This window comes from Streptomyces fragilis (assembly GCF_003112515.1).
GTDB lineage: Bacteria > Actinomycetota > Actinomycetes > Streptomycetales > Streptomycetaceae > Streptomyces > Streptomyces fragilis.
Genome location: NZ_BEVZ01000005.1, coordinates 208,203 through 220,578 on the forward strand (window position 1 = coordinate 208,203; position 12,376 = coordinate 220,578).

General features: G+C 75.1%; 9 protein-coding genes. 3 read left to right on the forward strand and 6 right to left on the reverse strand.

The window, feature by feature from the left end; translation table 11 throughout:
* Positions 1-31: 31 nt before the first annotated feature.
* Entirely contained in the window at positions 32-1,477 is a 1,446-nt protein-coding gene (locus Sfr03f_RS19395) for a M6 family metalloprotease domain-containing protein (protein ID WP_372514235.1), read from the reverse strand.
* Positions 1,478-1,831: 354 nt separating this feature from the next.
* On the opposite strand from Sfr03f_RS19395, the gene Sfr03f_RS19400 reads away from it, so the two are divergent.
* Positions 1,832-3,829: a putative bifunctional diguanylate cyclase/phosphodiesterase gene (locus Sfr03f_RS19400; protein ID WP_245967649.1), complete on the forward strand. Its 1,998-nt coding sequence runs from the start codon at positions 1,832-1,834 to the stop codon at positions 3,827-3,829.
* A gap of 65 nt (positions 3,830-3,894) precedes the next feature.
* On the opposite strand, the gene Sfr03f_RS19405 is transcribed toward Sfr03f_RS19400, so the two are convergent.
* The 4 genes from Sfr03f_RS19405 to Sfr03f_RS19420 form a co-directional block, all read right to left on the reverse strand.
* Positions 3,895-4,764, reverse strand: coding sequence for a helix-turn-helix domain-containing protein (locus tag Sfr03f_RS19405; RefSeq protein ID WP_108955225.1), 870 nt, complete (start codon positions 4,762-4,764; stop codon positions 3,895-3,897).
* A gap of 72 nt (positions 4,765-4,836) precedes the next feature.
* Positions 4,837-6,195, reverse strand: a complete 1,359-nt coding sequence (locus Sfr03f_RS19410; protein ID WP_108955226.1) for an AAA domain-containing protein — start codon at positions 6,193-6,195, stop codon at positions 4,837-4,839.
* Positions 6,195-7,838, reverse strand: a complete 1,644-nt coding sequence (locus Sfr03f_RS19415) for a hypothetical protein (protein WP_108955227.1) — start codon at positions 7,836-7,838, stop codon at positions 6,195-6,197. The genes Sfr03f_RS19410 and Sfr03f_RS19415 overlap by 1 nt, the downstream gene beginning before the upstream one ends.
* Positions 7,829-8,968: a hypothetical protein gene (locus Sfr03f_RS19420; protein WP_108955228.1), complete on the reverse strand. Its 1,140-nt coding sequence runs from the start codon at positions 8,966-8,968 to the stop codon at positions 7,829-7,831. Before Sfr03f_RS19420 ends, Sfr03f_RS19415 begins: the two co-directional genes overlap by 10 nt.
* A 333-nt stretch (positions 8,969-9,301) precedes the next feature.
* On the opposite strand from Sfr03f_RS19420, the gene Sfr03f_RS19425 reads away from it, so the two are divergent.
* Positions 9,302-9,631 carry a hypothetical protein gene (locus Sfr03f_RS19425; protein ID WP_108955229.1) on the forward strand — a complete coding sequence of 110 codons (330 nt, stop codon included), beginning with the start codon at positions 9,302-9,304 and terminating at the stop codon, positions 9,629-9,631.
* Between the two features lie 75 nt (positions 9,632-9,706).
* The gene (locus Sfr03f_RS19430) at positions 9,707-10,564 is read left to right on the forward strand and encodes a spermidine synthase (RefSeq protein ID WP_108955230.1); all 858 of its coding nucleotides are present in this window, start codon (positions 9,707-9,709) and stop codon (positions 10,562-10,564) included.
* Positions 10,565-10,827: 263 nt separating this feature from the next.
* On the opposite strand, the gene Sfr03f_RS19435 is transcribed toward Sfr03f_RS19430, so the two are convergent.
* Positions 10,828-12,363, reverse strand: coding sequence for a GH1 family beta-glucosidase (locus tag Sfr03f_RS19435; protein WP_108955231.1), 1,536 nt, complete (start codon positions 12,361-12,363; stop codon positions 10,828-10,830).
* Positions 12,364-12,376: the final 13 nt, after the last annotated feature.

The window sequence follows — 12,376 nt, forward strand, 5'->3', positions numbered from 1 at the left end:
GGCCTGCGGTGGTCCAGGGGCCCCGGGTGTCTCAGTGGGCCTCCAGCGAGGCGGGGACCTCCGCCCCCGGCGCCGGGGTGATCTGCACCGTCCACGCCCCGGACGCCGTGCGCCCTTCCACCCGGACCCGCACGTCGTCCCCGGGCACGGTGAAGGTCTCCCCGGCCTCCACCGGCGCGTCGGCCAGTGGCGGGTACACGGACCGGTCGGGGCAGGCCGAGGTGCCGGGGTGGGAGTCCACCACCTCCACCGGGCCCTCGCCCGAGTCGGTGCCGCCGTTGACCCGGTACACCAGCACGCCCTCCGAGCAGGTGGTGGCGTCGTTGCCGACGGGGCCGCGCGCCTCGAAGGCCAGCACGCTGTCCGGCCCGGTCCGCACCACCGCCAGCTTGGTGCCCCCGCCCAGCCCGAAGTAGGGCATCGCCGCCGAACCGGCGGCCCCGGCGCCCACGCCGCCGCCCACCGCCCCGAACGCGTCGGCGGCCGCCGCACCGGCCGCGGCCCCGGGAGTCCCGGCCGCCCCCGCCGTCCCGCCCGTCTCCCGGCCGGTGTCGCCGCCCACCCCCAGCGGCTCCAGGGTGAGCCGGGTGGGGCCCCGCACGCAGCTGATCTGCCCGGAGTCGAGCCACCCCAGCTTCCACTTGTGCCAGCCGAGGAGGTCCGGCGCCAGCCCGAACTGGCTTCCCATGAGGTCCCAGTCGCCCACGTGGGTGTCCCAGTCGCCCTTGCCGTCCCGGGGCCGGTGGTACAGGTCCGGCAGGTCCAGCACATGACCGGTCTCGTGGGCCAGCACCAGCCGGTCCGGCGGATGCCGCTCGAAGACGGTCACCACCCGCCGCAGGTCCGTGCCGTCGGCGCGCAGCGGCCGGGAGAGGTTGACGACCTTGGTGGCGTCCGCGTTCACACCCGGCGCGTCCGGGTCGGCGACCAGGTACACGATGTCGTACCGGGAGAAGTCGACGACCGGGTCGGAGACGGAGAGCGCGTCCTCGAGGTACGCGGCGCGCTGGGCGGAGCTCCAGTCGCGCTCCATCGCGTACTCGGTGGACGCACGCGGCATTCTCAGCCATGTCCGCACCGGGTCCGGCCGGACGCTGAACCTTCCGTACGAGGCCCGCTGGAAGTACTCGTTGGTGAGGGGGAAATGGTCGGCCATCAATTGCCGGGGAGTGGTGAGCGGCTCCGAGTCTGGGAAGGAAAGAAACACCATCACCGCGTCGAGGGGCCGGGTCGGACGGGGGTAATGGGCGTTCCAGGTGTCGAGCCCTTCGGAGTGATGGGCGGAGGTGCGCTCCAGCGCACACGGTTCGAGGCTGGTCCCGGCGGCGGAGGGGTGGGCGACGATGGACGTCGCGGCGAGTGCGGACAGGGTGGTGGCCACCGCCGCCGAGGTGCGCATGCCCGGACGGCGGCGGAACCCCTTGGCGAAGGGGACTGGACACGGCACGGCTACCTCCGGGCGCGATTTCCGGGACACCGCACCCAGACTGTGTGATGGTGTGCAGAGATGCCCTGTTCGTCTGGCCCGGAAGGGTGAGGGACGACCTGCGCATCCCGGCGCCCCGGCCGGGACTCGAACTGAGCTTCGGTCACGGAACGTCACAACTGATCGGCCGGCAAAACGACGTGTCCATTTCTGGACGCAAGCGATCCGCGGCTGGGGTGGTTTGCCCCGGTGCGGAAATGGACGGCTGGAAGGGCCCGTGGGCTGCCTCTATGATCGGCACACTTTCCCGACCCTTCCTGAACCGGACTACCCATACGAAGATCGAGTGCACTGCGGGAGCAAGCGGTGAGCGGAACGTCCGAAGGTCCGGCTGCTCCGGATCGCATGGACCAGACCGTCACGGAGCGTGGCGCGGAGCCCTCGGCGCCCGCGGCGCCCTCATCGTCCTCAGGGGGCGCGGCATCACCCGGCCCTGCCGCCGGACCGAAGCCGTCCTCCCCGCGGGGCGGCTCCGCCCGCGACGCCGCCACCGGCGGTGACGCCAGTGGTGACGCCGCGCGGGGCCGGACGCCGGACGCCGTGCGGACGCCCGCAGCGGGCGGCGACGCGCTGCTCGCCCTCGACCCCGCCTACCGGTCCGCCTTCACGGCGGCGCCGCTGGCCATGGCGGTGGTCGCCCCGGACGGCCTGGTGGTGGGCGCCAACGCGACCCTCGCCCGGCTCCTCGGCGCGCCCCGCCCCGACACGCTGGCCGGCAGGGTCGCCGCCGACCTGGTGGACCTGGCGGCCGACCCGCGCACCTGGCAGGCGTACCGGGAGGTGCTGCGCGGCCGGCAGGCGGTGCTGCGCTGCACCCGTCGGCTCAAGCACCCCGACGGGCACTCCCTCTGGGCCCAGGTCACCGTGACCCCGCTGACCGGCGGCGAACAGGGCGTGCTGCTCTCCGTCGCCGACATCTCCGCCCGCCGCGAGCTCCAGGCCCGGCTGCGTCACCTCCAGATGCACGACCCGGTCACCCGGCTGCCCAACCGCAGCCTCTTCTTCGAGCGGCTGACCACCGCCCTGGAGACCGCCCTGACCTCGGACGTCGGCACCGGCCGGGTCGGGCTGTGCTACCTGGACCTCGACGGCTTCAAGGCGATCAACGACACCCTCGGCCACCGGGTGGGCGACCGGCTGCTGGCCGCGGTGGCCGAGCGGCTCACCCGGTGCGCCGACGAGGCCGGCTACAACCGCACCGGCGTGCCGCTGGTGGCGCGGCTCGGCGGCGACGAGTTCGCGCTGCTGGTGGAGGACTCCGCCGGCACCGAACAGCTCGCCGACCTGGCCGAGGCCGTCCTCACCGCCCTGCAGGCGCCCTTCGACCTCTCCGGTCAGCGGCTCTCCGTCTCCGCCTCCATCGGCGTCGTCGAGCGGCACGCCGAGGGCACCACGGCGACCGGGCTGATGCAGGCCGCCGACACCACGCTCTACTGGGCGAAGGCCGACGGGAAGTCGCGCTGGACCCTCTTCGACCCCGAGCGCAACGCGCACCGGATGACCCGGCAGGCCCTGGTCTCCACGCTGCGGCCCGGCATCGAGCGGGAGGAGTTCGTCCTCCAGTACCAGCCGCTGGTCGGGATGTCCGACGGGCGGCTGCGCGGGGTGGAGGCGCTGGTGCGGTGGGACCACCCCCAGTTCGGGATGCTCTCGCCGAACCGGTTCGTGGGGCTGGCCGAGGAGGACGGGTCCATCGTGCCGCTGGGGCGGTGGATCCTGCGGACCGCCTGCCGGCAGGCCCGGCGGTGGCAGCTCGACCACCCGGGCGAGCCGCCCCTGTTCGTCAGCGTCAACGTGGCGGTGCGGCAGGTCTGGGACTCCGACCTGGTGTCGGACGTGGCGCGGATCCTCGCGGAGTGCGAGCTCGACCCAGGGCTGCTGCAGCTGGAACTCACCGAGTCGGCCCTGATGGGGTCCGCGGGCCGCCCGATCAAGGCGCTCCAGGCCCTCAGCGACATGGGCGTGCGGATCGCCATCGACGACTTCGGCACCGGGTACTCCAACCTCGCCTACCTGAGCCGGCTCCCGGTGTCGGTCCTGAAGCTCGACGGGTCGTTCGTCCGGGGCTTCCAGTACGAGGACGGCGCCGGGAGCGGGGCCGGGGCCGCGGGGGAGGGCGGGCGGTCCGCGCCGAACGCGGCGGACGAGGTGATCGTCGAGGCGATGGTGCAGCTCGCCCACCGGCTGGGACTCAGCGTCACCGCCGAGGGCGTGGAGACGGCGGCACAGGCCGCCCGGCTGCGCCGCATCGGCTGCGACACCGGCCAGGGCTGGCTCTACAGCCGCCCCGTGCCCCCCGACGACATCGTCGCCCTCCTCACCCAGGACGCCCCGGTCCTCTGACCGCCCCCGCGCCCCGTCACCGTTTCCGTTCCCGTCCTCGTCGTTCCACGCCGCCAAGCCGACGGCTACGCCGTCTGCGGCTGCAGCGCCCTGAGGTGGGCGGCGGTCTCGGCGTCGGCGGGGAGGAACGTCTCGATCGCCAGCTCGGAGACGGTCACGTCCATCGGCGTGTTGAAGGTGCTGATGGAGGAGACGAAGGACAGCACCCGCCCGCGGTGCTCGATCCGCAGGGGCAGGGCGAAGTACGCGTTCGCCGGCCCGCTCTCCGCCGGTCCGTCCTCCGACGGCCGCCCGGTGTGGTGCACGCCCGACCGGGTCGCCTCGTCCTCGGGGAGCGCCGGAGCCGACGGGTAGGCGGCCACCTCCTCGTACAGGGCGCGCAGGGAGTCCGAACGCAGATGGGCGATCTGCCGCTCCATCTGGGCGAGCAGGTGCCCGCGCCACTCCGCCAGGTTCCGGATCCTGGGAGCCATGCCCTGCGGGTGCAGGGTGAGCCGCATGGCGTTCAGCGGGGGCGTGAGCAGGTGCTCCGGCACGCCCTCCAGCAGCATGAGGATCCCCTGGTTGGCGGCCAGCACGTTGTAGCAGCCGTCGACGACGACCGCCGGATAGGGGTCGTAGCCGCGCAGCAGCCGCTCGATGCCCTCCCGCAGCGCGCCCATCGCCGGGTCCTCCAGGGGTGTCTCCGTGTAGCGGGGGGCGTAACCGGCCGCCAGCAGCAGCCCGTTGCGGTCCCGGACGGGTATCTCCAGGTGCTCGGCGAGCCTGAGGAGCATGTCCTCGCTCGGGCGGGAGCGCCCGGTCTCGATGAAGCTGATGTGACGGGCCGAGGAGTCGGCGCGCAGCGCCAGCTCCAGCTGGCTGATCCGGCGCCGTTCGCGCCAGCCGCGCAACAGCGGTCCCACACCCGTGCCGAGGGAGGCAGTCGTCGTCATACGACGACGGTATCGCGGTCCCCCGGCGGCGTGCCGGACTCCGCCCGTCGGGTCCGGGGGCGATGTCGGGCGTCAGGGGCGCCAGGGGACGCGGTGTTCGGCGAGGTGGGAGAGGACCGCGTGGTTGGCCTCCCACCCGTCGGGGAACTTCACGGTGACTCCCAGCTGCACCGGCTCGGTGGACGGGTGGTCGTCGAGCAGGTCGGCCACCCCCGCCCGGCAGACGACGATGCAGGCGTGCCGGTGCCGCGACGCCAGGACGCACAGCCGCCCCGTCTCCAGGTGGAACGCCGTCGCGTCCGGGCGCCCCGACAGCGGGTGCAGCACCACCGTCACGTCGTACTCCCGCCCCTGCAGCCGGTTGGCGGTGTCGACGACGACGTCCCGCACCCCCAGCTCGGCCAGCGCCGCCCGCACCGCGGCCGCCTGGTCGCGGTGGGCCGTGCCGACCGCCACCCGGTCGGCGGTCAGCGGCACCGGGACGTCCGACCGCTCCGAGACAGCGGCCCCGCCCCGGTCCAGCAGCCGCCGCACCACCGTGGCGACCGCCCGCACCGCCTCCGGGTCGGTCCGCGGCGTCAGCCGGTGCGGCAGCTCCAGCAGCCCCCACCCCGAGTGCGCCGCCTCGTCGATCACCCGGTCAGGGCCCGACCCGTCCGACGGCACCGCGAACGACAGCCGCCGGTCGTCGTGACCGGTGCCGGCGCGGAACGGCGTGTACGGGTAGAACGCGGCGGACACCAGCGGGGCCGCCGACGCCGGGAGGCGCCACGACACCGGCAGCCGGTGCTGCGGCAGACCGGGGTTGTGGGCCAGCAGCGTGGAGACCGCCGAGGCGGACGGGTCGTACGACAGCCCCGCCCACTGCTCCGCGCCCACCACCGAGAACGGGTCCAGCTGACCGGGGTCGCCCACGAACAGCGCCCGGTCGAACAGCCCGGCCACCGTCAGCAGCGCGTCCGAGCGCATCTGGTACGCCTCGTCGACGATCGCCTGCTCCCAGTGCGCGTCGGAGGGCTTCACATGGCCCCACTTGGCCGCCGTGGAGATCACCACCGGCAGCCCCGCCAGCGCGGCCGCCTTGTCGGAGAGCAGGACGTTGTCCAGGCCCTCCAGCGCCTTGTCGTACGCGTCGGCGTCGCTGCTGTGCAGCCGGCCCACCGGCAGGTCGGGCCGCTTCTCGTGCAGCCGCAGCACCAGGTCGTCCACCTGCGCGTTGGTCTGCGCGACCACCATCAACGGACGGCCCGCGTCCGCCAGCTCCAGCGCCGCCCGCACCACCAGCGTCGACTTGCCGGCGCCGGGCGGGGAGTCCACCACCACGCCACGGTGGGCGCCCACCTTCGTGTCGCGCAGGATCGCCTCGGTGACCCGGGCGGCCTCCGCGCCGGGATCGAAGGCCGCGGCTCGGGCGGCCCCGACGGACGTCATCACAGCAGGTCCTCCTCGGTGACGGGATCGGCGGCGGGCAGCGGGGCCGGGTCCGAGGGCGGCCCGCCGTGCGTCCACGGGGTGTTCTCCGGGTCCGGCAGCTTGGGGCCGCCGCGCGGTTCGTGCTCGAAGAGCGTGAAGCAGAGCCGGTCGCCCTTCTCCGGGACCGAGCCGAGGGCCGGCTCCTTGCCCCGGCCCATCCTGTCCACGATCCGCAGGACGACCAGCAGCGGGCCCTCCGCGGAAACCTCCCCCGCGCCGCCCGCACCGCCGTCCTCCTCCTCGGCGGCGACGAACCGGGCCGTCTGCGGCTTGCCCTCCAGCGAACGGAAGACCTTCGCCTTCTCACCCAGGTGCGGCCGGTCCTCCGTGCGCACCGTGACCAGCGGGCGCGGAGAGGGACGCTTGGTCTCCGTGTACGTCATCGCCACCTCGACGACCTCGCCGACGAAGGCCTCCCCGGTCAGCCGCCGCGCGGCCAGCACCAGCGGGTCGTCCAGCGCCTCCTGGGCGTCCAGCTTCGCCTGCTCCCGCTCCCGGCGGGCCAGCTTCTGCGCCGCCGTGACCGCGTCGTCGATCCTCGGCTGCGGGGGCTCACCGGAGGCCACCCGGTCCCGGTGCGCGGTGAACGACCAGCGGTCGCCCGTCCAGCGGTCCGGGACCCGGGACGCCTCGGGCAGCGCGCGCAGCAGGTCCAGGCCGCGCCAGACGTTCTCCCAGGTGGGCAGCGTGCGTGAGCGGACCAGCTCGCCGATCTCCCGCTCCGCCTCGGACAGGTGCGCCAGCAGCGCGTCGGCGGCCACCCCGTCCTCGGCGGCGGCCAGCGCCGAACGGGCCCGGTCGTAACGCTCGATCGCGGGGGCCAGCAGCCGGTTGTCGAAGGCGGGGTCGGTGGCCGGACCGGCCGGCGGGCACAGCAGCTGGCCCTCGGGGTCCCGCCCCAGCTCGGCCCGCAGCGCCGCCTCGGCGCCGGTCAGACCCTCCTCCACGGGCGGGTCGATCCAGGCGAGCAGCGCCCCCAGGTGCTGGTCCTCCAGGCTGGACTGCCCGGTGGCCCAGTGCCGGGACAGCAGGTCGGTCATGGCGAGCAGCAGCGAGGAGCCCGGAACCCGGGCCCGCTCACCGAAGTGGGTGAGCCAGCGGCCCAGCAGCGGCACCCGCGGCGGCGCCGGGTACGCCGTCTCCGGGTCCTGGTCGGCGGTGCGGCGGAACCGGGTGGAGCGGCCCAGCAGCCGCAGGAACTCCACGCCCGCCCGGCTCGGCACGATCAGCTGCGGGGCGTCGGCGCACAGCTCCCGCTCCACCTTCACCTGCCGCCCCGTCTCCGGGTCGGCCTCCTTGCCCTCCACCAGTTCGACGTCGTCCGCGAAGGACTCCACGTACGGCAGCACCACGTCGGCCAGCTCGGCCAGGAAGGCGGACCGCAGGTCGCGGTCGCGGGGCTGCGGCACCACCAGCAGGCGCGGCGCGTCCCGGTCGCAGCCGACCAGCGCGCCCAGCGGGGCGCCGGCCTCGCCGGCCGTGGTCAACGGCACCACGACCAGCGGGCGCTCGGCGAGGTGCCGGTGCCGCACGGTGGCGGCCGGCTGGGCGCGGCCCGCGCGGATCGCCTCCAGCCGGGCCAGGGTCGTGATCAGCGACATGCCAGCGCCTCCTCCCGCAGCCGGGCCGCCCGGCGCAGCGCGGCGACCGCCGGGTCGGCGGCGTCCCCCGCCTCGCCGTGCGCGGCCGCCAGCACCGCTTCCACGGCGGCCAGCTCGCCCAGCTCGGCCCGCGCGGACCGGCCCAGCACCGTCACCGTGCCCTCGGCACGGGCCCGGGCCCGGCAGTGGAAGGCCAGCTCGCAGGTGGCCAGGCACTCCGGGGTGTACTCCGCGCGCACCGACTCGACCGTCTCGGCGAGCAGGTCGGCGGGCAGCTCGGGGGAGAAGCACGCGCCCGGCGCCAGACCCGCCGCGATCTCCTCGACCCGGGTCAGCCGGCCCAGCTGCCGGGCCGTCACCGCGCGCTGCTTGCGCACGTCCACGGCGGAGGCGGTGGGCAGGTTGGAGAAGTCCTTCGGGCAGACGAGGAGGATGCGGTGGCGCACCCGCGGCGGCGGATCGAGGCGCGCGGCCACGTCCTCCAGCGCCAGCACGTACACCGCGGCCTGGCGCGCCGCGGCGCCCACCTTCGCGGCGTCCGCGGAGCCGTCCAGCATGGGGAACGACTTGATCTCCACGACCGTCCAGGTGCCGTCCGGGTGGACCACGACCGCGTCCGGCTCGAGGAAGGCGGGGGTGCCGGCCACCTCGAGGGCCAGCATGGGATGGTCCAGGAGCGTCCAGGCGCCCTCCGCCTCGGCCGCGGCGGCGGCCTCGCGCAGGGCCAGCGCGGTGCGCCCGGCCCGGCCCTGCGGGCCCGTCGCGGCCAGGTCCGGCAGGCGGGCGCCGCCGGGCGGGGGCTCCGGGGCCGAGGGATCGAGCCGCTCGCGCACCAGCCGCAGCAGCTCGGCGCCCCCGTCGCCCTTCACCCGCGCCTCGAAGGCGTGGCCGCGGGTGAACGCGAACTGGGACTGGCCGAAGGGCGCGGGAGCGCCGAGCGCGCTCGCCAGCGCGGTCTTGTCCACGCCGGCGCCGTCCAGGATCGCGCGGCGTTCGCACCCCGGGTTGGCGGCCAGCGCGGCGAGGGCGCGGGCGTCCAGGGGCTTGGCCTGGACGCCGGGCCCCCGCAGCTCGGCCAGCCGCTGCCGCAGCGCGGGCGCGTCGCCGTACGGGGCCTCGCCCTGGCCCACGCGGTCCCCGCCGGGCCCGGGCGACTGGTTCGGCTCGGGGCCCGGACCGCCCCGACCGGGGCGCGGGCCGCTCAGGTATTCGCTCACCCGGGGAAGTCTGGCATCCGCCACCGACAACGCGGGGTGCGCGTGGGACACGAGGGGTTGTCGAGGCCGGACGACCGCATTGCGGGGGGTGGCGAAGGGGAGCGAATCGGCGGGACGGGGCGTCCGTCCGTGTCCACCGGGGGTTCACTGACGTTGAATCCCACGCTGCCGCTGAATTCGCCGCTGGGAATTCACGCCGTGAGCTACTGCCGGTTCTCGAGCTATTGAGGTCCTTGGAGGCCGAAAATGCAGAACAGCCGTCCGTCGGTGCGAGGCGACGTCGTGACCGTTCCCACGCGGCAAGGGCTCGAGGCGGTGGACATCCTGCGCCGCCACCACCTCGAGGCGGTGGGGCCCGTGCTGCACGACGACCGGGGCGGGACTCTGGGCTTCGTGGTGCCGACCGGCACGGCGGAGCGGTGGAACGTCCCCGGCAGCCGGTGCGTGCACCGGGCCGAGGGCACGGACTGGCTCCTGCCGCCCGCCCCCGACGGGCTCGCCACCGACCCCGTCGTGCTGCGCCGCGCCCTCAGCGAGGCCGCCCGCCTCATCGCCGCCGCCGACAGCTGCGAGTAGACCCCCCGGACCCGCACCCCGCCCCCGTCGCCCCCGCCCCGCGGTGGCCCTTCGGGCGGAGGCGACAATGGGCGTATGGGCAGGAAGACACGGGGCGGGACGGCCCCCGGGGTGACCGAGGAGGTCGACGGCGGGACGGCCGCGCTCGTGCCGGACCGGGACCGCCCCCGCGGCTGGACGCTGACGATCGACGGCGCGCCCCAGTCCCACGTGGACCTGGACGACCCCACGCACCTCGCGTTCACCTACCAGCGCCGCATCGGCCACGTGATCGACCTGGCCGCCCCGCAGGGCAGGCCGGTGACCGCACTCCACCTGGGCGGCGGCGCCTTCACCCTGGCGAGGTACGTCGCCGCGACCCGCCCCCGCTCCTCGCAGCAGGTCGTCGAACGCGACGGACGCCTCGTCCAGCTGGTGCGCCGGGAACTGCCCCTGGACCCCGCCGCCCGCATCCGGGTACGGACCGCGGACGCCCGCGAGGGCCTGGCCAAGGCCCCGGACGCCCGGGCCGACCTGATCGTCGCCGACGTCTTCGGCGGCGCCCGCACCCCCGCCCACCTCACCTCCGTGGAGTTCCTGGACGAGGTGCGCCGCGCCCTGGCGCCCGGCGGGCGGTACGTCGCCAACATCGCGGACGGCGCGCCCCTGACGTTCCTCCGGGGCCAGATCGCCACCGCGGCCGCCCGGTTCGCCGAACTCGCGCTGATCGCGGAACCCGCGGTGCTGCGCGGCAAGCGGTTCGGCAACGCCGTGCTCGTCGCCTCCGACGCGCCGCTCCCCGTCGCCGACCTGACCCGCCGCGCGGCCGGCGACCCGCACACCGCCCGGGTGGAGCACGGCCGGGCCCTGCTGGACTTCACCGGCGGCGCCGCCCCCGTCACCGACGCCACCGCCGTGGCCTCGCCCGCCCCGCCGGCCTCGGCGTTCACCTAGGGCCTGTCCGCCGGAAAGGCCCTGGCCCGCGACCGCCACCCCCGCGACCGCGCCCCCTGGGCCCGCGCCCCCTGGGCCCGCGACCCGTGAGCCCAGGACCGGGACGGCCACGGCAAAGCCCGCCTCCGGTGGCCTGGACGGCACCGGAGACGGGCTCCATCGCGCGGCCCGCGCCTCCGCCGGTGGCGGGGAGGAAGTGGGGCGAAGGCCCGGGCCGCACGTCACAAGGGCGGCCCGTCCCCTCGCGCGGGCCGCCCAAGCCGTCAGCCGGCGTCGACGACCGGCTCGGCGACGGCCTCGGCCGCCGGCTCGGCGGCCGGCTCGACCGCCAGCTCGACCGGAACGGCCACCGGCTCCACCGGCACCGCCACGGGCTCCACCACCGGATCGGCCAGCGTGCCGGTGCGCGCGGCCTGCGCGTACCACAGGGCGCTCGCCTTCGGGGTGCGCTCCAGCGTCTCGTAGTCCACGTAGACCATGCCGAACCGCTTCGAGTAGCCGTAGGCCCACTCGAAGTTGTCCATCAGCGACCACAGGTAGTACCCGCGCACGTCGGCGCCGTCGGCCATCGCCTGCCGCACCGTGGACAGGTGGGAGTGCAGGTAGGCGACCCGCTCCGGGTCCCGCACCTGACCGTCCACGTCCTTGACGTCGTCGTAGGCGGCGCCGTTCTCGGTGATGTAGATCGGCAGCCCGGGGACCTCGCGCTGGTAGCGCATGATCAGGTCGTACAGGCCGGTGTGGTCGACGGTCCAGCCCATGGCGGTCCGGTCGCCCGGGCTCTGGTGGAAGACGACGTCCTCCGCGCCGGGCCACGGCGAGAAGTCGCCCGTGCCGTGCGCGTCCGTGGCGGGGCCGTCCTCGGGCGCGGTGCCGGCGTGGCCGACCGTGGCCGGGGTGTAGTAGTTCAGGCCGAGCGCGTCCAGCGGCTGGTGGATCAGCTTGAGGTCGCCGTCCTCGACGAAGGACCAGTCGGTCACCGAGGCGGTCGCCTGGAAGAGCGTCTCGGGGTAGGCGCCGTGCAGCATCGGACCGTGGAAGACGCCGTTGGCGAGGTCGTCGATCCGGCGGGCCGCCTCGAGGTTGCGCGGGTCGTCGGAGACGGTGCGCACCACGTGCGAGTTGAGCGCCACGGCGACCGTGTTGCGGGCCGGCATCACCGAGCGGAGCGCCGAGGTGCCCAGGCCGTGGGCCAGGTTCAGGGTGTGGGCGGCGCGCAGGGCGAGCTCGCCGTCGGTGCGGCCGGGGGCGTGGACGCCGGAGCTGTAGCCCAGGAAGGCGCTGCACCAGGGCTCGTTCAGGGTGATCCACCGCTCGACGCGGTCACCGAGGGCCTCGCCGACGATCGCCGCGTACTCGGCGAACCGGTAGGCGGTCTCGCGCGCCGGCCAGCCGCCCGCGTCCTCGAGCTCCTGCGGGAGGTCCCAGTGGTAGAGCGTGACGGCGGGGGCGATGCCCTTGTCGAGCAGCTCGTCCACCAGGCGGCGGTAGAAGTCCAGGCCCTTCTGGACGGCCGGGCCGCGGCCGGTGGGCTGGACGCGCGGCCAGGCGATGGAGAAGCGGTAGGAGTTCAGGTTCAGGTCCGCCATGAGGGCGACGTCGTCGCGGTACCGGTGGTAGTGGTCCACCGCGACGTCGCCGTGCTCACCCTCGTGGGTCTTGCCGGGGGTATGGCTGAAGGTGTCCCAGATGGAGGGGGTGCGGCCGTCCTCGCGGACCGCTCCTTCGATCTGGTAGGAGGATGTGGCCGATCCCCAGAGGAAGTTGGGGGGGAAGGAGACCTGAGCGGAATCGGGCATGGAAGCGCTCCCA

Excerpts from the sequence above, each read along its gene's own strand:
- Sfr03f_RS19430 (WP_108955230.1), top strand. The coding sequence starts at position 9,707 with ATGGGCAGGAAGACACGGGGCGGGACGGCCCCCGGGGTGACCGAGGAG.
- Sfr03f_RS19415 (WP_108955227.1), bottom strand. The coding sequence starts at position 7,838 with ATGTCGCTGATCACGACCCTGGCCCGGCTGGAGGCGATCCGCGCGGGC.
- Sfr03f_RS19410 (WP_108955226.1), bottom strand. The coding sequence starts at position 6,195 with ATGACGTCCGTCGGGGCCGCCCGAGCCGCGGCCTTCGATCCCGGCGCG.
- Sfr03f_RS19435 (WP_108955231.1), bottom strand. The coding sequence starts at position 12,363 with ATGCCCGATTCCGCTCAGGTCTCCTTCCCCCCCAACTTCCTCTGGGGA.
- Sfr03f_RS19405 (WP_108955225.1), bottom strand. The coding sequence starts at position 4,764 with ATGACGACGACTGCCTCCCTCGGCACGGGTGTGGGACCGCTGTTGCGC.
- Sfr03f_RS19400 (WP_245967649.1), top strand. The coding sequence starts at position 1,832 with ATGGACCAGACCGTCACGGAGCGTGGCGCGGAGCCCTCGGCGCCCGCG.
- Sfr03f_RS19425 (WP_108955229.1), top strand. The coding sequence starts at position 9,302 with ATGCAGAACAGCCGTCCGTCGGTGCGAGGCGACGTCGTGACCGTTCCC.